The 20,778-nt window shown below is 73.7% G+C and carries 18 protein-coding genes; 6 read left to right on the forward strand and 12 right to left on the reverse strand.

Features of this window, described 5'->3' with window-relative positions:
• Positions 1-102: 102 nt before the first annotated feature.
• The 9 genes from ACEPPI_RS24415 to ACEPPI_RS24455 form a co-directional block, all read right to left on the reverse strand.
• Positions 103-765: a spherulation-specific family 4 protein gene (locus ACEPPI_RS24415; RefSeq protein WP_373917394.1), complete on the reverse strand. Its 663-nt coding sequence runs from the start codon at positions 763-765 to the stop codon at positions 103-105.
• On the reverse strand, positions 762-1,679 hold the full coding sequence (locus ACEPPI_RS24420; protein WP_373917395.1) for an NAD-dependent epimerase/dehydratase family protein: 918 nt from the start codon (positions 1,677-1,679) through the stop codon (positions 762-764). Before ACEPPI_RS24420 ends, ACEPPI_RS24415 begins: the two co-directional genes overlap by 4 nt.
• A gap of 7 nt (positions 1,680-1,686) precedes the next feature.
• The gene (locus ACEPPI_RS24425) at positions 1,687-2,400 is read right to left on the reverse strand and encodes an NDP-sugar synthase (protein ID WP_373917396.1); all 714 of its coding nucleotides are present in this window, start codon (positions 2,398-2,400) and stop codon (positions 1,687-1,689) included.
• A 93-nt stretch (positions 2,401-2,493) separates the two neighbouring features.
• A complete protein-coding gene (locus ACEPPI_RS24430; RefSeq protein ID WP_373917397.1) occupies positions 2,494-3,495 on the reverse strand; it encodes a GDP-mannose 4,6-dehydratase in 1,002 nt (333 codons plus the stop codon).
• Between the two features lie 57 nt (positions 3,496-3,552).
• Positions 3,553-5,010: a hypothetical protein gene (locus ACEPPI_RS24435; protein ID WP_373917398.1), complete on the reverse strand. Its 1,458-nt coding sequence runs from the start codon at positions 5,008-5,010 to the stop codon at positions 3,553-3,555.
• Positions 5,007-6,725, reverse strand: coding sequence for a GT4 family glycosyltransferase PelF (pelF, locus tag ACEPPI_RS24440; RefSeq protein WP_373917399.1), 1,719 nt, complete (start codon positions 6,723-6,725; stop codon positions 5,007-5,009). The genes ACEPPI_RS24435 and pelF overlap by 4 nt, the downstream gene beginning before the upstream one ends.
• A 103-nt stretch (positions 6,726-6,828) precedes the next feature.
• Positions 6,829-8,973: a hypothetical protein gene (locus tag ACEPPI_RS24445; protein WP_373917400.1), complete on the reverse strand. Its 2,145-nt coding sequence runs from the start codon at positions 8,971-8,973 to the stop codon at positions 6,829-6,831.
• A 412-nt stretch (positions 8,974-9,385) separates the two neighbouring features.
• Complete coding sequence (locus ACEPPI_RS24450; protein ID WP_373917401.1) at positions 9,386-9,910, reverse strand: hypothetical protein; 525 nt, start codon at positions 9,908-9,910, stop codon at positions 9,386-9,388.
• Positions 9,911-10,395: 485 nt separating this feature from the next.
• A complete protein-coding gene (locus tag ACEPPI_RS24455; protein ID WP_373917426.1) occupies positions 10,396-11,970 on the reverse strand; it encodes a purple acid phosphatase family protein in 1,575 nt (524 codons plus the stop codon).
• Between the two features lie 298 nt (positions 11,971-12,268).
• Between ACEPPI_RS24455 and ACEPPI_RS24460 the strand changes: the two genes are divergently transcribed.
• The 4 genes from ACEPPI_RS24460 (at position 12,269) to ACEPPI_RS24475 (ending at position 14,753) form a co-directional block, all read left to right on the forward strand.
• Complete coding sequence (locus ACEPPI_RS24460) at positions 12,269-12,643, forward strand: hypothetical protein (RefSeq protein ID WP_280919650.1); 375 nt, start codon at positions 12,269-12,271, stop codon at positions 12,641-12,643.
• 241 nt (positions 12,644-12,884) lie between these two features.
• The gene (locus ACEPPI_RS24465) at positions 12,885-13,286 is read left to right on the forward strand and encodes an ArsR/SmtB family transcription factor (RefSeq protein ID WP_373917428.1); all 402 of its coding nucleotides are present in this window, start codon (positions 12,885-12,887) and stop codon (positions 13,284-13,286) included.
• Positions 13,287-13,439: 153 nt separating this feature from the next.
• Complete coding sequence (locus ACEPPI_RS24470) at positions 13,440-14,000, forward strand: DinB family protein (RefSeq protein WP_373917402.1); 561 nt, start codon at positions 13,440-13,442, stop codon at positions 13,998-14,000.
• A gap of 393 nt (positions 14,001-14,393) precedes the next feature.
• Positions 14,394-14,753 carry a subtilase-type protease inhibitor gene (locus tag ACEPPI_RS24475; protein WP_373917429.1) on the forward strand — a complete coding sequence of 120 codons (360 nt, stop codon included), beginning with the start codon at positions 14,394-14,396 and terminating at the stop codon, positions 14,751-14,753.
• A gap of 73 nt (positions 14,754-14,826) precedes the next feature.
• Here ACEPPI_RS24475 and ACEPPI_RS24480 read toward each other — a convergent pair whose 3' ends face one another.
• Positions 14,827-15,693, reverse strand: a complete 867-nt coding sequence (locus tag ACEPPI_RS24480) for a class I SAM-dependent methyltransferase (protein WP_373917403.1) — start codon at positions 15,691-15,693, stop codon at positions 14,827-14,829.
• 89 nt (positions 15,694-15,782) lie between these two features.
• Here ACEPPI_RS24480 and ACEPPI_RS24485 point away from each other — a divergent pair, with 89 nt between their 5' ends.
• A complete protein-coding gene (locus ACEPPI_RS24485; protein WP_373917404.1) occupies positions 15,783-16,388 on the forward strand; it encodes a TetR family transcriptional regulator in 606 nt (201 codons plus the stop codon).
• Between the two features lie 134 nt (positions 16,389-16,522).
• Here ACEPPI_RS24485 and ACEPPI_RS24490 read toward each other — a convergent pair whose 3' ends face one another.
• Entirely contained in the window at positions 16,523-17,299 is a 777-nt protein-coding gene (locus tag ACEPPI_RS24490; RefSeq protein WP_373917405.1) for a PE-PPE domain-containing protein, read from the reverse strand.
• On the opposite strand from ACEPPI_RS24490, the gene ACEPPI_RS24495 reads away from it, so the two are divergent.
• On the forward strand, positions 17,250-18,695 hold the full coding sequence (locus ACEPPI_RS24495; RefSeq protein WP_373917406.1) for a hypothetical protein: 1,446 nt from the start codon (positions 17,250-17,252) through the stop codon (positions 18,693-18,695). The two genes, ACEPPI_RS24490 and ACEPPI_RS24495, sit on opposite strands and share 50 nt — an antisense overlap.
• An 18-nt stretch (positions 18,696-18,713) precedes the next feature.
• On the opposite strand, the gene ACEPPI_RS24500 is transcribed toward ACEPPI_RS24495, so the two are convergent.
• Positions 18,714-20,702 (reverse strand): PE-PGRS family protein, encoded by a 1,989-nt coding sequence (locus ACEPPI_RS24500; RefSeq protein ID WP_373917407.1) that lies wholly within the window; start codon positions 20,700-20,702, stop codon positions 18,714-18,716.
• Positions 20,703-20,778 lie beyond the last annotated feature (76 nt).

The following is a 20,778-nucleotide window of genomic DNA, read 5'->3' on the forward strand; positions in this document are numbered from 1 at the left end:
ACGAGGGCGCCGGCTCCGCCCCGCTGCCGTCCGCAGGCCCCGCCACCCTCCGGGTCGCCGAGGGCCCCGCCGCGGGCTGAGGCGGGGCCGCCCGGCGGGACGTCAGGTGCCTGGGGCGGTCAGGGCCGGGGTCGGCTCGGTCCACGGGTTGGGGAGGTGGCCGGTGACCGGGCCCGAGACCGCCGCGCCGCGCTCGCCCGCGGTGCGCACCGCGAGCGGGACGAGGGCCTCGGGGACCCCGTGGACGAGGTGGCAGAAGCGCTCCGGCGGGTGGCGGGCGGTCCACGCGGGCCGGCTGAACGCCGACACGTACGTGCTCCAGTCGCCCTCGAAAGTGACGACCAGGTCCGCCAGGCGGAGGTAGCCGGGGTCCGGGTGGACGCCCGGGTTGAGGACGACGGTGCTCGCCCCCAGGCTGCGCAGCGACCGGACCAGGCGGCGGCAGGCGCGCAGCCCCCGGCGTTCCGCGGTCACCCGGTCCAGGAAGCAGCCGTCGACCCCGTACCACTCCCGGTAGCGGAGGATCTCGTAGTTGACCTCCGCCCCGTCCCGCCTCCCGTACGCGGTGTCGACGTACCCCAGCAGCCGGGCCCCGGCCGCGTGCAGGGCCGAGGCGGCCGCCGTGAACGCGGGATCGGGGCGCGGGCCCGGACCGCTCGCGGGGTTGAGCACCACCGCGTAGGTCCGGGGCGCGGCCCCGATCAGCCGCGCCCAGGCCCCCGGGTCCTCCGCCGGATGCACGTACAGGGGAACCAGCAGGGTCATCGCGCGGGGCTGCCGCTCCGGGGGGCCGCCTCCCACAACGAGGCCAGCATGTCGTCCAGTTGACGGGCCGGACGCCACCCCAGGACCCGGTCTGCCGCCGTGACGTCGGAGCACTGCCAGGACACCTCGGCCGAGCGGGCCGAGCCGGGCGCGCCGCCCGTGTTCTCCTCGATCCGCCCCCGGAAACCCGCCCGACGGGCCAGTCCGTGCACCAGTTCGCGGACCGGCGCCGCCTCGCCGGTGCTGATGTTCAGCACCGACTGCAGCGGGCCGGGGGCGGTGACCGCGAGTTCCACCGCGCGGGCCACGTCCCGTACGTCCACGAAGTCGCGGTAGGCCGACAGGTCGCCCAGCCGCAGCACCGCCGCCGGGTCCGGGCCGGCCTCCCGCAGCAGGGCCGTGAGCCTGCCGGGCAGACCGGTGGCCGGTGCGCCGGGCCCGACCGGGTTGCCCACGCGCAGCACCACCGCGTCCAGGCCGGAGGTGGCCACCGTGACGGTCCCGGCCAGCTTGGTGGCCCCGTACGGGCTGACCGGGCGGGTGGCCGCCGACTCCCCCACCCGGACGCCGAACGCGCCCGGCCCGTACTCGGCCGCCGAGCCCAGGTGGACCAGGCGGGCCTGCGGGGCGGCCTCCCGCAGCGCCGCGCACAGCACGGCGGGGCCGCGGGAGTTGACCTCGGCGAGGGTGACCGGGTCACCGCCGGTCACCCCCGCGCAGTTCACCACGGCGTCGGGGGCCGCCCCCGCGAGGGTCTTGGCCAGCCGTTCGGTCCGGTCGGTGGCCAGGTCGATGCCGAACCCGGCGCCGGGCGAGCGCCCGGCGTCGAGGACCCGTACATCCGGCAGGGCGCCCAGCCGGTCGGCGACGTGGGCGCCGAGATAGCCGGTGCGTCCCAGGACGAGAATGCGCATGACGTGCTCAGGCTCCCTTGAGCAGCAGGGACTTGCGGGAGGTGAATTCGGCGTTGGCCCGGTCGTAGTCGTCGGGGCGGCCGATGTCCAGCCAGTAGCCGTCGAACTCGTAGGCGTGCGGCGGGTTCTGGGTCTTGAGGAGGTCGAGGACGAGCTCGTCGAAGCCGAGCGGCAGGCCGGGGGTGTATCCGTCGAGGGTGTCCCGGCTCAGGCCGTACACGCCCATGGACACGCGGTAGTCCATGCTGGGCTTCTCGGTGAAACCGACGACGCGGGTGGCGTCGGTGGTGAGCACCCCGAAGTCGACGTGCACCTTGCGCGGGTAGGTGGCGATGGTCAGCGGCGCCCGCGAGGCCTCGTGGCGGCGCAGCACGTCGGCGTAGTCCAGGTCGGTGAGGACGTCGCCGTTCATCACGAGGAATCTTTCGGGAAGGCGGTCGCGCAGGTTGAGCAGCGGGCCCATGGTCCCCAGCGGGCTCTCCTCGGTCGCGTAGTCGACGGCCATCCCCCACTGGGACCCGTCGCCCACGTAGGCGCGGATGATCTCGCCCAGGTGGCCGATGGCGATGGTGCAGCGGGTGAATCCGGCGGCCGACAGCTGACGCAGCACGATCTCCAGGATGGCGTGCTGGTCGCCTATGGGGACGAGCGGCTTGGGGAGGGCTGTGGTGTAAGGGCGCAGTCGGACGCCCTTGCCGCCCGCCAGGATCACTGCGTACATGGGGAGTTCCTCCATCAGTCGTGTGCGGAGCCGTGGTGGGGGGACGGGGATATGGCGGTGGGGTGGACGTGGGGGGTGTGGGGTCCGGAGGGGTCAGACGTTGTAGATGCCGGTCTTGTACCGGGCGAGGTTGGCCGGGTCGCGGAAGAACTCGACGGTGTGCGCCAGGCCTTCCTCCAGGCTGTGGGCCGGTTCCCAGCCGGTGGCGGCGGTGAGCCGGCTCGCGTCCGCGACGAGCCGCATGACCTCGGAGGCGGCCGGCCGCAGTCGCTCCGTGTCCTCGCGCACCTCGATCGGGACGTCCATCACCTTGCCGATCAGCGCCACCAGGTCGCCGACGGAGATCTCCGTGCCGGTACCGGAGTTGAAGGTGCGGCCGACCACCTGCGCGGCGGGCGCGGTGCCCACCGCGAGGAACGCCGCGGCGGTGTCCTTGACGTAGCTGAAGTCCCTGGTGGGGCGCAGGTCGCCGAGGGTGATGACGCGCTCCCCGGCCGCCACCTGGCCGATGACGGTGGGGATCACCGCGCGCATCGACTGGCGCGGGCCGAAGGTGTTGAAGGGCCGCAGGGTCGCCACGGGGGTGTCGAAGCTCGCGTGGTAGCTGTCGGCGAGCCGGTCACCGCCGGCCTTCGAAGCGGCGTACGGGGACTGGGTGTTGATGGGGTGGTCCTCGGTGATCGGGACGGTCTGCGCAGTGCCGTACGTCTCGCTCGTGGAGGTGTGCACCAGGCGCGGTGTGCCGAGCGCGCGGACGGCCTCCAGCACGTTGAGGGTGCCGGTGACGTTGGTGTCCACGTAGCTGTGCGGGGCCCGGTAGGAGTACGGGATCGCGATGAGGGCGGCGAGGTGGTAGGCGCAGTCGGCGCCCTCCAGCAGCCCGCGGACCGAGCCGGGGTCGCGGACGTCGCCGAGGACGATCTCCACCTGGTCGAGGACATCGGGGGCGAGGGTCTCCAGCCAGCCGTAGGAGGAGAAGGAGTTGTACTGGGCCATGGCCCTGACCCGGTAGCCGCGGGCGACGAGGGACTCGGTGAGGTGGGAGCCGATGAAGCCTTCGGCTCCGGTGACGGCTGCGAGCGGTGCGGAGGTCAACCGACCTCTCCTTTCGATGGGTGGTACGGGTACGGGTACGGGGTCGGGCGGGGGTCGTCAGGCATGGGAGGCGGGCCGGCCGAGGAGCCGCAGCGTGCACCCGATCAGGCACAGCGCGGCGCCGGCACAGCAGAGCGGCAGGACGGACGGTCCCGGGGGCAGGTGGAACAGGGTGACCGCGCCGGCGGCGCCGGCGGCCCCGAGGCAGATCAGGGCCGGGGCCCAGGCCACCGCGAAGGCCTGGAGCAGCAGGGCGGTCCACAGGGTCGCGGCGAGCAGGGGCAGGGTGGCGGGGCCGGCCCCGGTGAGCAGCGCGGCGGGCACCAGCGGGAGCGTGTAGAGGAGCAGGCACAGGGCGAGGACGCCGGCCGACCGCAGCCGGAAGCCGACGGGGCTCCCGGACGCGCCGAGCGCGGCGGCCGACAGGCCCCGGTAGCGGTAGAGCAGCCATTCGGCGGGACCCATGCTGACGGTGAGCACGATCACCGCGTACGGCTCACGGCGGCCCGCGAGCAGCACCAACAGGGCTGCGGCCAGGCCGAACAGGCCGTAGGGCAGGGAGCGAGGGAGCGGCGGCCCGGCACCCTCGCCGGCCGCGGGCGCGGCGGCGTACTCGGTGCGCAGGGTCCGGCCGGCGGCGGCGAGCGTGGCGGCGAGGGCCAGGAGGGTCAGTCCGGTGCGCAGCAATGGGCCGGGTTCCCACCAGGGCAGTACGGCGGCGCCCGCGGCGAGCGGGGCGAGGGCGGCGAGCAGTAGCGTTTCCCGGCCCAGGACGAGCAGTACGCCCGCGGCGGCCAGGTAGAGGGACTGCGCGGCCGCCGCCCAGATCACCGGGGAACCGTGGGCCGGGACGGCGGCGGCCGCGGTGGCGAGCGCCGCGCCGAGCGGTGCCCCGCGCAGCAGGGTGCGGGCGGCCTCGCGCCGGCCCGCCACCATCCACAGGTAGGCGCGGTGGCCGAGGGCCTGGCCCCATGCCCAGGAGACGATGCCCGCGACGACGAGCGCGGCGGCGTGCTTCCCCGGTTGCCACAGCGGTGCGGTGAGCAGGTACGCGAGGGCGGGGAGGGCGAACAGCACTCCGCGCAGCAGGCAGCGCAGGTGGTCGGGGCGCCACGGGTCGGCCGCGCGGGCCGGTTCCGGGAAGACGCGGGGCACCCGCTCGTACAGCGCGGTGGCGAGGGAGAAGATGTCGGGGTGGCCGTATCGCTGCCGGATGGTGTCGGCGGAGAGCCCGTCCGCCTCCAGCAGTGCGGCCACCTCGTACGGGTGGACGGCCGGTCCCACGCGGTCGGCCATGTCGGCGGCGAGCCCGTTGACGGCCTCGTCGGTCCGGGCGGGCCCGGGCAGGCGCAGCCCCAGGGTGACGGCCTCGCCGTCGTGGCCGGGGGCGGGCCTGCGCGGCCCGGGGGTGCCGGAGCCGCGGCGGGGCCCGGCCGGCCGTTTGGGAACGGCCAGCCGGAGCGCCAGGGTGTCGTCCTGCCCGTGGCGCGGTTCGAGGTCCATGGGTCCGCTCATCCGGCCAGGCTCCCCGTGCCGGAGACCGCCGCCGCGGTGCTCTCCTCGGGGGCGTCCGCCCTGGCCCAGGACGGTACGGGCCGGCGCGGACGCGTACTCGCCGGGGCGGCCGGTTGTGGGGCGGGCGCCTGCGCGACGGCCGGTCCCGTGACGGCCGTCGGTCCCGTGACGGCCGTCGCTGTTGCGGCGGCCGTCGGCGCGGAGGCCGGTGCCGTGGACGTCTGCGCGGGCACGGGTGCCACTGCGATGCGGGGCGGGGCCGCGGCGGACCGGGCGAGGGCGGGCAGTTCCAGGTAGATGGAGCGGAAGGTGTCGATGGTCTGGCGCAGGGTGAACTGCTCGATCACCCTCAGTCGGGCGGCCTCGCCCATCGCCGCGCGCCGCGGGGCGTCGGCGAGCAGTTCCACGGCGGCGGCGGCCATGGCGGCCGGGTCCCTCGGCGGTACCACGAGTCCTGCCTCGCCGACGGCTTCCCGTACGCCGCCCACGTCGGTGGAGACGGTGGCCCGTCCGCACGACATGGCCTCGATGAGGGTGAAGGGGAAGCCTTCGCTGATGCTGGAGAGCATCACGACGTTGCCCGCGGCGTAGGCGTCCTTGATGTCGTCGACGCGGCCCTCGAAGACGACGGCGTCGGCGTGCCCGAGCTCGGCGGCCAGTGCCTCGCACCGCTCCCGGTAGGCCTCCCCGCCCCGGGGGGTGCCGCCGAACAGCCGCAGCCGGGCCTCCGGTACCTGACGCCTGACCAGGTCGAAGGCACGGATCAGGGTCTCCAGGTCCTTGATCGGGTCGACCCGGCCGGCCCAGCTGAGCGTGGGGACCTCGGGCTCGGGCCCGGCCGGTGGGAAGGCGGCGGGGTCGACGCCGTTGTACACGGTGCGTATGGACTCCGGGGCGGCGCCTCCCTCCTCCTCCCACAGCCGGTTGTAGCGGTTGCCGGGGGTGATCAGGGCGGCCCGGCGGTAGCTCTCCTGGGCCAGCAGCCGGAAGAAGCCGAGCACGAGGGCCTTGACCGGCCAGCGGTAGGGCGCGGTGCGGTAGCCGATGTAGCGTTCGCGCAGGTAGACCCCGTGCTCGGTGAGCAGGAGCGGCACGTCGTGGCGTTCGAGTCCGGCCAGACCGGGCAGTACGGCGACGCCGCCGCTGACCGCGTGTGCGACGCCGTCGCTCGGCGGTGGTGCGGCGAGCGGGCGCAGGGCGTGTTCCAGCAGGGTGGTGGCGGTGAGCGCGTCGCGCAGGGTCGGACGGGCCTCGCGGACGGCCAGTCCGGGACGGTTCCACACCGCGGCGAGGATGGTGATGGCGCGGTGGCCGCGCAGGAACGGGCTCAGCTGTCCGTCCGCGGCGGCGCGCGCCATCGTGTAGAGCGCGGGGGCGAACCCGTCCTCGGCCTGCGGGTCGAGGAGCGCCGTCAGGAACCGTTCGTACGCGGCGGCCAGCCGCCGCTCGGCCCGCCCGTGGGGCCGCCGGCCTTCCGGCGGGGCGCCCCACATGGGGACCGAGCGGACGCTGTGGACGTGTGCCGGCAGGTCCCAGGCGAGGGCTTCGCGGCCGGTGCCGGTGACCGCGATGACGTCGAAGTCGAGGTCGGGCATGCCCTGGACGAGCTGGTCGCACCAGACGCTGACGCCGCCGTGACTGTGCGGGTAGGTGCCTTCGGTGAGCAGGGTGACACGCGTCGCTCCGGGGCGGCGCGCGCCGTGGTGAACGTGCATGGGTGGGCTCCACGGCCGGAAAAGATGTGGGGGTGGCCGCGGTCGGTGGACCTGGCCGTCCCGGCCGCGCAGGGGCGGCCGGGACCTCGCGTGCGCCGGTCCGTCAGCCCCGGGGGGCTCGGGAGCCGCCTTCGCGCACGGCCGCGGGGACCTCGGTGCGCGGGGCGGGGGCGGTCTGCGGAGCCGGCCGGGAGAAGGTGGCGGCTGCGGACTGCGCTCCGGTGGCGGCGGCGGACGCCGGAAGGCTGAAGGCGAGCGGCGTCCCGGCCGAGGCCGTCCAGCCGGAGACCCGACCCGCGTAGGGGCTGCCGAAGGCGGCGGTGCCCTGGCGGCTTCCGGCGAGCAGGCTCGCGGGTACCGCGAGGCCGTTCGGGGCCTGGACGGTGACGGTGTCACCGATGCGGTAGGCGGTGACCTGACCGGCCTTCACTGCGTCCTTCCAGGCCGCGCGGCGCTGGAGTTCGACGCCGATGTCCTTCATCCGGGGGTTCTCCACGGGGGTGTTGTCCGCGAAGAGGGCGTCGTACCCGTCGAGGACCCCGTCGAGAACGGGGTAGGCGATGCGCTCCTCGGCGAGGTTGGACTGGTGGATGAAGTGCGGCTTGGGGTCGTTGGAGAGGACGTGGCCGAGGGCGGTGCGGATCTCCTGCGGCGCGATGTACTGCGCGTATCCGGTGGCCGTGTCCAGCGGGGCGGGCAGGCAGGTGGTGGTGTCGGCGTGGTCCTCGCAGATGCCGCTGCCGCCCTGGGACCGGCGGGTGTAGATCCAGTTGTACTCGTCGGCCTGCTCGACGGCCTTGCCCGCGTTGTAGAAGACGTTGATCGGGTAGCGGGCGACGGTGGCGGCCGGGCCGACGGGGCGCTGGTCGGGGTCGCGGGAGTTGTCCGAGGCGAGCCACTTGACGCCGTTGTCGGCGAGGGCGAGGGCGAGGTTGGGGTTGTCCTGCGGCTGCTGCGGGAGCAGTTTCATGCCCGAGTGCTCGCCGGTGACCAACTCGTCGTTCTGCAGGGGCAGTCCGGAGCTCTGTCCCCAGACGCGGTTGAGCGCGATCTCGTCGCTGATGGCCGTCCTGCTGACCCACTTGGTGGCGCCGCCGGGGAGGGTGGCGCACTTCCACGGCACGGCGCTGACGTCCTGCTCGCAGCCGAGGTAGGCGTGCGTGTAGGTGTGGTTGACCCAGCGGAAGCGGTCGCGCTGGGCGATGAGGGTGTCGGCGAGCTCGTCGGCACCGTTGTTGTCCTCGCGCTGGTCCAGGCTGCCGGCCCCGTTGTAGACCATGTCGAGGGTGAAGCGGTGGGCGGTCTGCCACTGCGCGGCGTACGTGGCGTCCGCGCCGGTCATGCGGATCGGGCTCGGGGTGCCGGCGCCGTTCGCGCAGTCCACGTCGCCGGGGGTGCAGTTGAGGGCGCTGTCCCAGCGGTCGTCGGCGGCGAAGACGTCGTCGACGTGCACGGCGAAGTAGTTGCGCGAGGCGCCCAGGTGGACCCCGCCGGTCATCCACTCGACGATGCCGCGGGCCAGCAGGCGGAACTGCTGCTGGTACTGGTTGTAGACGAAGGTGACGACGAGTTCGCGCCGTCCGTCGTGCCGGTACTCGCCGACCAGCGAGCCTCGTCTCTGCGTGCCGGGTATGGGTGCGTCGACGTAGGTGGTGAAGTCGGCACCCGCGGCGGGCTGGGCGAGGTAGGCGTAACTCTCGCCGACGGTGGGCGAGTTGTCCTCGAAGGGGACGGCCCCGTCGAGGTAGGCGAACGGGCCGCCGAGGCCGGCCGCGGTGACCCCGGCGCGCACGCCGTCGAGGCTGCCGGCGTAGCCGCCGGAGGCGAAGTACTGGAGGCCGACCTGGGGCCGGGAATAGGTGTAGGCATCGACCTGCGGGATGCCGTACGTGCGTTCGTAGGCGCTCAGGGCCGCCATCTCGGCCGAGCCGGCCGGGAAGGGGTTGTCGTTGGGCATCACCACGGCCTGGTACTTGGCGCGCGGCCGGCCGTCCACGGTGTCGGCGAGGAAGGCGGCGTCGATCGTGGGCCGCCCGCCCCGGGTGAGGTCGACGGTGGTGTACGGCGTTCCGGCCGAGTCCAGTTCGGCCGCGATGGCGGCGGTCGACGGGCCGCCGTCGCTCACCACCAGCACGCGCAGGTCGGTGCGCGGCGCCGGGTCGTCGGCGTGTGCCGTTCCGGCGGGTAAGCCGAGCGCGGCGATGAGCGTGCCCACCGTGAGCACGGCGGTGCGAATGGTCCGCTTCATGCGGTGAAGTCCCCTCCCAGGCAGGGGTGTGCACGGCTCGCACGGAGCGGACGCACCCCCTCGCGCGACGCCGGCGCCCCCTCAGAAGCCAGTCGTCGACGCATCCGTCGCGTCACATGGTGATGTCTCTGTGTAGCGTTTGTGATGGTGTCGCGAAAACCGGCGGAAAACCGCGGGCGCACAATGGGGGCGCACTCAAGGATCACTTGAGGGGACCGGAGTGGGTTCCGGGCGTCCCGTGCGCGAGGGCCCGGAGGCGCGCAGAGAAATGCGCGCTGGTCCGGGCCCCGAATGGTGCACCTTTGCGGACCGTGGCGGTCCGCCGGCCGGGCTCCGAAGGTCGAGACCATTCGAACACCCGATCTCCGGTTATTTCAGGCCATCGCCCTCGACGGGGCGGGCGGGCGGTTCGTCAGGCGCAGAGCACGCGGGTCTCGGGCGTGTACACGGGACCGCCGGTGGCGTTGCTGCTGTCGCTGAACTCCGCGTAGTAGTAGCTGTAGAAGCCGATGTTGCCGTTGCAGCCGGAGTCGGCGGCGACCTGGAGGGTCAGCGTGACGGTGCGGCTCTGGCCGGGCGGAATGGTGGCGCCGTAGTTCCCGCCGAGGTTGGCGGGACCGGTGCCGGCGCAGGAGGTGCTGCCCGAGGCGGTGGCGACGGAACAGCCGGTGAAGCTGTACTTGAGGTCGGGGCGCTGGGTGGTCAGCCAGGTGGGATCGATCGTCTGGTAGACGAACCAGACGTCGTAGCTCTTGTTGTTGGTGAGCGTCATCGACAGCTGCACGGTGCCACCGGGCGTGGTGGTGGCGCTGCTCGTGCTGAACGTCAGCGCGGCCGGCACGGGGTCGGCGCTCGCGGCGGGGGCGAGGCCGAACACGGCGAGAACGAGGGCGAGGACGGCGGCGAGGCCCAGACGGCCCGTCAGAGGTGATCTCATGGCCCGGGAGGCTAGACAGAACACACGTACGCCGTCTGCCCCGTCCGGAAGGGCGCGTCCGCCGATCGGCCGGAAGTGTCCCTCCCGCGAAGGGGTTGCGGGGAGTGCGTGAAGGAAGATCACACACCGTATACGGGCAGCACACACACCGTACGCAATGTGTGGGGCGGGATTGACGCCGGGGGCGGCACGGGGTCCGGCTCTTTGGCTCACACCCGACGCATGGGCGGGCCCGGAGCCGCTTCCCGGCCCGCCGCGCCCCCGGCATTCCCGGCCAACCCGGCGTGATCCGGCCGGGGGCACGTGCCGGGGGCCCGTGCGGGGGGCCTGCCCGCGTCCGGCGACCGCGTCCGGCGACCGCGTCCGGCCGATGCCTCCGACGGCATGCCGAAGCGCCCCTGCTCACCGCTCCCCGACGGGGAACGCGAGCAGGGGCTGGGGATCCGGGCGGCTGGCCCGGACCCCCGGACTACCGCACCACCGGACTACCGGCCGCGCTGGATCTCGAAGTGGTCGACGCGCTGCCCCGTCTCGGCGAGTGCGCTGACCTTCAGCCTCGGGTGGGAGCCGGTTTCCACCTCCACCGCGAGGAACGAGTAGTTGGTGTACCGGACCCGCGACCACTCGACGGTCTCGGTCGCCTTCGCACCGCCCTTGGCCCAGTGGTAGGTGTCCACGCTGTCGCGGTCCGCGACGTGGCCCTCGTACGAGTCGGGTACCGGGAAGCTGTACAGCGAGCGGCCCGCCGCGCCGGCCGTGACGTACACGATGCCGTCCCGGGTCGGGTCGGTCCGCTCGCCGATCGGCACCTTGCGGCCGACCCGGTTGGCCTTGATGGCGTCGGTGCGCTCGTACACGTGGTTGTGGCCGTTGATGACCAGGTCCACCGTGTGCTTCTCGAACAGCGGCACCCACGCGTCGCGGACACCGCCCTCGGAGGCGTGCGAGCTGGTGGTGGAGAACGCGCAGTGGTGGAAGAAGACCACGACGAAGTCGACGTCGCGGTTGTGGCGCAGCTCACCCAGGCGCCGGTCCAGCCAGGCGGTCTGCTTTCCGCCGCTGATGCCGAAGTTGGCGGGGATCTCGTACGAGACATCGTTGGCGTCGAGCGCGACGACGCCGACGTTGCCGTGCACGAAGGAGTAGGCGCCGGGCTGGTTGACCGGGTCCGGGCCGTTGTCGGGCAGGGACCAGCGGGCGTTCTGGCCGCCGTAGCCCTGCGGCGAGTACCAGGCCTCCATGTCGTGGTTGCCGGTCGTCACCATCCACGGAACGCTCTTGGCCACCGACTCGGTCTGGGCCAGGAACTGGTCCCAGGCGCGGGCGTCGTAGGTGTCGCCGGGGGCGCCCGCGCCGGAGGAGTCGGCGTAGCAGATGTCCCCCGCGTGGAGGTGGAAGGCCGGGTTCTGGGCCAGCAGCACGGCGTCGTTGGCGAGGGCGTGGTAGCTCACGCCCTGGTCGCCGAAGGCGGTGAAGGTGAAGTTCTCGGCGCGTGCGGGTGCGGTGGTGAAGGTGCCGAGGGTGCCGAGGTTGCGGTGGGCGGCCGGGTCGAACCCGTCGTGGCCGACGCCGTAGTAGTACGTCTGGCCGGGCCGCAGCCGGTCCAGGCCCACGTGCAGGTAGAACTGTTCGGCGGCCGCGATCTTGCCGCCGTTGAAGACGGGGGTGCTGAGGTGGCGCACCTCGGCGTCGATCTTCCGGCTCAGCGCCCAGGGGCTGGTGCCGACGCGCAGGTACGGCTTCTTGACGGCGAAGGGCACCTGCCACGAGACGCGCATCTGGGTCTTCGGGTCGGCGCCGTACTGCAGGTGGCGTCCGAAGGGGGCGGTCAGCGAGCCGTCGACGCCGCGCCGCTCGGAGGAGGCGGGCAGCGCGGCCGGGGCCGCGTAGGCGGGCGAGGCCGCGCCCGCGCCGAGGCCGACCCCGGCCACGGCGGCGGTGACCGCACCCGCACGCAGTGCGCCGCGCCGGGTGAACCGGGCGCGCAGGTAGTCGTGCTGCTCGGCCATGCTCATGCGGGAGGCGAGCTTCTGAGGGATACCGAAATCGGGTACGTCCAGGTCCATGGCGCGAACATCCTCTCCTCGGGCGACGTGCATCCCACCAACGGGTGAACGAAGGGGATACGGCCCCCCATGTGACGTCCAGAATCTTCGCGAGTGATCCGCAGATCACGGAGGAGACAGGCCGTGGAACGGCGTACGTTCCCCGCACGGGGGCACGGGGTAGGTTTTCCGCCAGTTCCGTCATTCCCCGCCCGTCGTGGCGCCCGCTCAGTAGCGTGAGTTCCGCTAACAGTCCGGCCCCGCCTACGACATGGGTGCCGGCGCAGACGTGCGAGTGAGGGAGCGGGCGCCGATGGCGAATGTGGAAGTGTCCCTGAAGGAGATCATGACCTCGATCGAGGGCGCGCTGGGGGCGGCGCTCGTCGACTACACGAGCGGGATGGCGCTGGGCACCCTCGGCGGCGGCAAGGACCTCGACCTGATGGTCGCCGCCGCGGGCAACACCGATGTGATCCGGGCGAAGGTCCGCACCATGCAGATGCTGGGGCTGCAGGACGAGATCGAGGACCTGCTGATCACCCTCGGCAGCCAGTACCACCTCATCAGGCTGCTGGGGGGCAACGGGATGAACAGCCTGTTCCTGTACCTCGTGCTGGACAAGGGCAACTCCAACCTGGCCATGGCCCGCCACCAGCTGAAGCGCATCGAAGCGGCACTGGAGCTGTAGCCGGGGTGCTCCGGGCCCACGCATGCCCACGAGTTGAAGATTTCTTCAACTCGGCATATCTGAAAGCAGTCAAACTCGGGCAGGCGTGGGCCCCGCGGGCGCAATGATGGGCACGACGACGGACATGACGACGGACACGACGGGCACGACGACGGGCACCAGGGCGGGCACGAGGGCAGTCCGACCGGAACGCCGGTGCGGAAGAGCGCCGTTGCGGGCGATGGCAGGAGCACGCGTGGGAATCCAGGTACCCCTGTACCAGGCGAAGGCCGAGTTCTTCCGCATGCTCGGGCACCCCGTCCGCATCCGCGTCCTGGAGCTGCTGCAGAACGGTCCGCGGCCCGTGCGCGAACTCCTCGCCGAGATCGACATCGAGCCCTCCAACCTCTCCCAACAGCTCGCCGTGCTGCGCCGGTCGGGCATCGTCGTCTCCATCCGCGACGGATCGACGGTGAGTTACGCGCTCGCCGGCGGCGACGTCGCCGATCTGCTGAGGGCGGCCCGCCGCATCCTCACGGAACTCCTGGTCGGACAGAGCGAACTCCTCGCCGAACTGCGGCAGGGCGACTCCAGGCCGACCCGGACGTGCGTGGAGACCCGCGCGGGCGTGGAGACCGGCACGGGCGCCAGCGCCGCTTCGTGACACGGCCGGGGTGACGGGGTGTCCCGTCGGCCGGCGCCGCCGCGCCACCACCCCCGCACCCGCACCCGCACCCGCACCCGCACCCGCACCCGCACCCGCACCCGCACCGGAACTCGGTGGCGGACCGGACCGGTGCGGGCGATCATCGACCGCATGGACGAGCAACCCGAACGATGGACCCAGGCGACCGTCTACCCCGACATGTGGGCCGACCCGGACGACGACCCTCGCAACAGCGAAGGAGTAAGCCCGGACGGAGAGTTCGCGACACTGCTGGACTTCCTGACCAACTACCGCATGACCCTGCGCATGAAGTGCGAGGGCCTGGACCCGGAGCAACTGGCCCGCCGGTCGGTGCCTCCGTCGACGATGTCACTGCTCGGCCTGCTCCGGCACCTGGCCGAGGTGGAACGCGACTGGCGCAACTGGATCACCGACGGCGACCCGCTGGCGAAGCTGTACGGCGCGCGCGACTCCGACTTCCACGGAGCCGTCGCCGAGCAGGCCGTGGTGGACGCCGCGTACGCCGATCTGGAGCGCGAGCAGGCCGCGACCGACGCCGCGCTGGCCGAACACCCGGACCTGGACGAGCGCGTGGGCAAGGACGACATCGCGATCCGGGAGCTGCTGGTGCACCGGGTCGAGGAGTACGCCCGCCACTGCGGCCACGCCGACCTGTTGCGCGAGTGCGTCGACGGAAGGGTCGGCCAGTAACACCCGCGCGCCGGGTGGGCGGTGGCGAGGACCACGCTATCCGGACAAGCTGAGTGGCCGCCCGGTGAATCACGGGCGGCCGACAGTACGCCGGCGCGCCAAAGACAGCAGGTCACCGGCCACGAAGCCGGGCGCCCGCGCGTCCGCGCGCGGTCGGCGCACCCCGACTGAGCTGCCCGAACGACCATTCGGTTGCCGCTATGCGGACGGTGTGTCCGTAAATCGGTCATCGATGTGCGTCTCCCCTTCGGATCAGACAGGCTCAAGCACGTAGGGAAGCGGTTCCGAAAAGCAGAATCGCATCCAGCCTTCGAATCGAAAGAGAGTCTTGTCGTGCGTCGCATCGCTACCGTCTCCGCCGCCGCCCTCCTCTGCCTGGCCGGAGTGACCGGCATGGCCGAGGCCAAGCCCAGCAGCCTGTACGCGCCCTCCGCCCTGGTGTTCACCGTCGCCCAGGGCGACGACGCGACGGCCACCGTCTTACGGGCGTCCACCCTCAGCTGCGCGCCGACCGCCACGGGCACCCACCCCGACCCCCAGGCCGCGTGCGCCGCCCTCAAGTCCGCGGGCGGTGCGTTCGACCGCCTGCTGGCCGCGCCGGACCCGGACCGGACCTGTCCGATGCACTACGCCCCCGTCACCGTCACGGCCGACGGCGTGTGGCAGGGCACCCGCGTCGCCTGGAAGCACACCTTCTCCAACGCCTGCGCCATGTCCGCGACGGTCAACGGCAACGCCGTCCTCGCGTTCTGACCCGGTCACACACGGGCGGGGACGGAGGAGGACCCGGGCGCGACACCGCCGCTCCACCCCCGCCGCCACACCGCTACTCCGCGGGCCTGCGCGCGGTGACCAGCCAGGCGGAACTGCACAGCCGCACGGCGCCGCCGCTCTCGTAGGGGCGCAGGGCGTCGGCGAGGGTCCGGCGGGCGCGTTCCGCCTCCGCCGGCCCGACCCGGTCGAGGAGGTGACGGCCGGGGCCGGTGTCCAGCAGGAACGCGGCTGCGTCCTCGGCGTCGCGCCCCCAGTCCCCGTACGCCTCCACGCGTACGGACTCGACGGCCTCGAAGCCGGAAGCCGCCAGGATTGCGGAGGCCCGCCCGGGGGCCGCGAGGGAGAACATGCCCGGGGCTCCCGGAGCGCCGAACTCCCCCACCGGAAGGATCCCGTGCAGGGTGGCCAGCGCCCGGAACCAGTCGTTCTCCTCGGGCCGCGCGGCACAGACGAAGGACAGGCGGCCGCCGGGACGCAGGGCGCGCCCGATGTTCGCGAAGGCCGCCCCCGGATCCGCGAAGAACATGACGCCGTAACGGCTGAGGGCCACGTCGAAGCCGCCGGGGGCGAACGGGTGGACCTGGGCGTCACCCCGCGAGAAGACGACGTTGGCCGTCCGCTCGTGCGCCGCGCTCGCCCGCGCCCGTTCGAGCATCGGGGCCGACAGGTCCAGGCCGAGGGCCGTCCCCTCCGCCGCCAGGCGGGCGGCGAGCCGGGTCGTACGCCCGGCTCCGCAGCCGATGTCCAGGACCCGGTCGCGCGGCGCGATCCCGGCGGCGTCGAGGAGCGGCTGGTTGAAAGCGTCGTTGACGGCGTCCCAGCGGTCCTGATGACGGGCCCAGTAGGCACCTTCGTAGCCGTTCCACGCCTGCTCCTGGTCCTTGTTGGCCACGTCGTCGGCCGGGTTCGCCTGGTCCATCGGATGCCTCCACGCCATAGAATGGGCAAGTGCCCAAAGAGTATGGGCGCACGCCCATACTGGCAATCGGCTTTCCGGAAAGAGGTTCCATGTCTCCGCGTGGAGTGGCGATCCCCGACCTTCGCGAGCGGCTCTTCGCCGCCGCCGAACGGGTCGTGGCCCGGGGCGGCGCCGCCGCCCTGACCAGCCGGGCGGTCACCGATGAGGCGCAGTGCGCGAAAGGGGTCCTGCACGCGCACTTCGCGGGGCTGGACGAGTTCGTCGCCGCGCTCGTCCTGGACCGTTTCTCCCGCAGCGCCCGTGGCGCCGAAGCCCTGGCGGGCCGGGTGGGACGGGGTACCGTCGCGGACAACCTCGTCGACTTCGCCGCGGCGCTGCTGGATTCCCTGGATCCCGCGGTCGTCGGCCTCGCGATGACCCGGCCCACCGCCTCCCTGCACACGCGGCGGGCGCTGGAGGCCGGGGAGCCGGGGTACGCGGCGATGCAGGAGTCGGTCGCCGGCTACCTGGAGGCCGAACGGGGAGCCGGTCGCGTGCCAGGGGGTGCCGACCCGCACATCCTCGCGCTCGCGCTCGTCGGTACCGTCCACCACCTGCTGATGACGCGTTCCCCGGACGCCGACTTCGACGCTCGCGCGACGTGCGGGCGTCTGGTCACCGCCCTGCTCGGCCCGCCGGGCGGCCCCCCGGCCTGATCCCGGCCCGCCCGCACCCGCGCCCCGCGCGCCCCCCGCGGGGGGGGCGGGGGGGGGCGGGCGCGCGGCGGGCGGCGGGGGGGGGGGCGGGCGTGGGGGGGCCCGGTGGGGCCCGGTGGTTCAGCGGGCCCGGGTCACTCCGCCGGGTACCAGGCGGTCCCGCTGCCCCCGTGCCGGGCGAGGGTCTCCTCGATGATGCTGCCGGCCTGGAAGTACCGGGGGTGCTGGCGCAGGAAGCCGGAGAAGGAGTCCAGGGACGTGGCGTCACAGACCCCGTCGGTCCGGATGCAGAAGCGCTGGACCGGGACTCCGGGGAACTCCTCCGGCCCGGTGCCGGGGGAATAGGCGACGAACGGGACGAGCACCCCCTCGGGAACCAGGTGCCAGAAGCCCGTGCCGGGCTGCATCGGGTCGGAGTAGAGCATGCCGTCGACCTGCGAACGGGGCACCTCGGTGCCGTTGTCGGCGATCGTGCGGAGCAGCAGGTCGCCGACCCAGGCCCCCTGGGAGTAGCCGGCGATCGTGAAGCGGGCCTTGGGGTCGGCGCGGTAGGTGCTCTCCAGCGCGGCCAGGGCGTTCCAGTAGCCCTCGTTGACGCTGTCGCCGAAGCTCGGGGTCCCCCAGGGCGCCGGCGTCTCGTTGCGGCTCCCGACGAACGGGCCGCCGCTGGCCGGGTAGCAGACGGGAACCGCGGTCCCGCCGTTCAGGTGCTCGTTCGCGGCCGTGAAGCTGCTGGTGCACCCGGGGGCGTCCGTGGCCGCGCCGGTGCCGCCGATCTCGATGTAGTAGTGGTGCACGGGGTCGGCGTGCGCGGCGGGCGGTACGGCGGCGGCGCCGGCGAGCAGCAGGACGGTCGACGCGATGACGGACTTGAGGCGGCGGGCGAGCCCGCGCGGCTTCGTGGTGGTCATGGGACCGGTCTTCTCCCTCGGTTCGGGGCCGTCACCGCGTCGGATGCGGCGACCGGTTCCCATCGTGGTGTTCTCGCTGGTCGGCGGACCATGTCAACGACCGGCCATATCGGACGACGGACCCGGCGCCCACCTCGCGGCGGTGCTCGGCACACCGCTGATGGTCCTGCTCGCCCGTACCGTCTACAGCGACTCCGCGGCCGAGGACCCGGCCGTGCTCCTGGACGCCCGCCGCTTCCCGACCCCGCAGGCCATCGAGGAGCACCTGCTGGCCGGCTTCGTGCCGGCCGTCTACCGCCGCCGTCCCACGAGCGCGGCCGGGCCCCGTGACCGGGCCCGGCCACGCCGCGGCTGGGACCCGCAGCGCGCCCGGCACTACCTGGTCCACCTCGCCGGACACCTGGACGGGCCCGATCGGCTCGAACGCCAGGACCTGGCCTGGTGGCAACTGCGCGACTCGGTACGGCTGTCCTCCCGCGTCCTGGCCGTCGTCCTCGCCTGCTCCCTGGTCACCGGCGTCGCGGACTGGCTGGTCTTCCCGGCCAAGAACCTGGCCGCCGGTCACAGCGCCGCGTTCGCGCTGGGCGCGGGCCTGTTGGACGCGCTGTTGTTCGGCCCCGTGGTCGGCCTCTCCTTCGGGCTGGTCTACGCGCTCCTGGCCGTGTTCCGCGTCAGGGCGTTCGCGCCGTCCCGGGTACGGATGCGCCTGCCCGGACGCGGACGGGTCCGCCGGGCCGACGGCCCGGCCGCCCGCAGGTGCGCCACCCTGTGCTCGGCAGGACTCCTGGGCGGCTTCGTCACGGGCCTGGGCTGCGGGCTCGGCTTCACCACCGGAGCCCTGCTGACCGGCGCCCGCGGAACGCCCGACCCGGTGGTGTTCGAGGCGACCATCGTCAACTCCCTCGTGTACGGCCTCACGTTCGCCCTGGCGGGCGGCCTGGTGCTCGGACTCGTCGCCGCCCTGGAGACCCCCCTCGACCTCGGATCCGCCGCCACGCCGACGGACCTGCTGGCCGTCAACCGCAGCATCGTGGTGCGCCAGGCCCTGTTCCTCGCACCCATGCTCACCCTGGTCATCGCCTTCGGCGGCCGTCTGATCACCGAACTCCTCCAGGGAGTCGCCGGTCCCCTCAGCTGGCTCCTGGCCGACGGTCTCGCGCTGGGCGCCGTCGGCGGCCTGGCCGGTTCGCTCTCGTACGCCCTGGCGTTCACCGCCTGGGGCCAGTGGGTGCTCCTGGCCCGCCTCTGGCTGCCCCTGACCGGCCGTCTCCCCTGGGCCACCGTCGACTTCCTCGACGACGCCTACCGGCTCGGGGTCCTGCGCCGGGTGGGCGCCGTCTACCAGTTCCGCCACGCACGCCTCCAGCACCACCTGCTGGAAGAGGCCGCCGCGTAGGACCCGCGAGGGGCGCCGTCAGGCTCCCTTCACCGGTGCGGTGAAGGTGGCGCAGCGGGCCGCCATGGCGCGGACCACGTGGGGCGGGATGCCCGGGTTGCGGGCGGCGTCACCCACCGTCTCCCGGTCCCGCAGGCTCGCCGCCAGCACGGCCGCGGGGAGGGGGCCGTGCCGCAGGACGGCCGCGCGTACGGAGTCGACCGGGTCTTCGGCCAGGCGGATCGCGTCGGCGACGGGCAGGCGCGGGTCCTCGGCCGCCCGGTACCGCACCTCCGGATCGCGGTCCCCGGCGAAGCGGGAGACGAGCTCCGGGGGCGACTGCGGATCGTCCAGGGCGAGCCGGCGCATCCGTCCGTGCGGGTCGTCGGCGAACCTCAGCAGGCCTTCGCGGGGGAAGTTGGGGTGCGTACGGGGGCGCCCGGGGGACGACAGGCTGCCGGTCCACCAGGTCCACACCCGCAGCAGCATCTCGGCGGGGGCGTCCTCGCAGGACTCGGCGAGGAACAGCTGCACCACCCGGTCGGTGTCCCAGGCCAGCCGTTGGACCACGTCCGGCGGGAGGCGCCGGGCGCGGGCCACGCTCCGGCGCACCAGGAGGTGCGAGGAGGCGGCGAGCACGCGCATGGCCTCCGGGTCCTCGTGGCGGTCCGCGACCCACCGCAGGGTGTGGGACCTCCGGGAGGGATCGACGTCCACGCGGATCGCGGCCCGCTGTTCCTCGGTGATGTCCGCGCGGAGGGCGACCGCGTGGCGGACGCGGTCGTCCGGGTCCCCGGCCAGCCGGGCCACGCTCTCGGGATCGAGGCGGGGATTGGCCGCGAGTGCCGTACGCAGGGACGCGTCGCCGGTGGCGAGAAGGTGCTCGACCAGGTCCGGGCCGAGGCGGCAGGTCTCGACGGCCCGCTCGCCCGGCTCCTCGCGCAGGAAGGCCTCGCGGGAGAGCGGCCTGTCCTCGTTGTGGCGCAGCAGCGCCGCGTTCCGTACCGCGGCCGACCCGTCGGCGAGCAGGGCCCGGCGGCGGTCGGCCGACAGTACGGGCCAGGAGGTCCGGCAGACCGTCGCCCGGACCCCGGCGTCGGGGTCCTCGGCCAGCAGCGCGGCCTGGTGCTCGGGGAGTCCGGTCAGGCCGGCGGCTTCGGCCCGGACGCGGGTGGAGGGATCGGCCGCCAGCAGGACGCAGGTCCCTTCCTCCAGGGCGACCCGCCCGTCGACGGCGAGCATCGTGAGCATCCACCGTTCGCGTTCGGTCGCGGCCTCGTGGATGATCCGGGCCCAGTGGGCGGGGGTCAGCCGTACCCCCAGCTCCAGGCCCCGGAGCACGGCCTTCGGATCGGCCTGCGCCAGGGCCGTCTCCACGAACGCGTCGGGCGGCAGCCGCCACCACAGCTCGGGGAAGGGGAGCAGCAGCTCCCGGAGGAGGTGTCCGGGGGTGCTCGGGTTGGAGGAGAGGCCCTCGGCCCAGGCTCCCAGGAGGGCCGGGGAGGGGTCGGGGCCCGCCAGGAACGCGTCCCAGGCCGCCGCGGCGTCCTCGGCGTCCTGCCGGGCCCCTGCCTCGGCCGCCGCGTCGATCCGCGCGCCCACCCCGGTCAGGACCAGCGGCCGTGGGGCGGCGGAACCGCCGGTCGCCCGTGCGACGGTTTCACCGTCCGTCGTGGCGAGGAGCAGTCCCCGTGGATCGGGATCCGCACCGGTGAGGATGCCTGCGAGGGCCGTGACGGGATCGGCGGCGCTGATCCGGACCCGGCGCCACGCATTGCCCATGCAGCCCCGCGGGGCCCGGGGGCCCTCGAACGCGAGCAGGAACTCGCGGCCGCCGCCGAGGAGGAGTGCGGCCGCTTCGGCCGGGCCGGCGGCGGGTTCGCCGTCCGCCGCCGCCACGGCGAGGAGCCGTCGCGCCGTGGCGGCCTTCCGTACGCCCGGGAGCCACCAGGTCCCCAGGGGCTCCAGCCCCATGGAGGCCAGCAGTGCCTCGTAGCCCTCGCGATCCCGCAGCCTGTCGTCGCCCACGTCCCCCGCTCCCCCTCGTCCTCGTGCTGCCGGCCATCCTCTCCCGAGGGGTTCCGGGCTCCGGGAACGGGGTGCC

It is taken from the genome of Streptomyces sp. AB3(2024) (assembly GCF_041862025.1).
GTDB lineage: Bacteria > Actinomycetota > Actinomycetes > Streptomycetales > Streptomycetaceae > Streptomyces.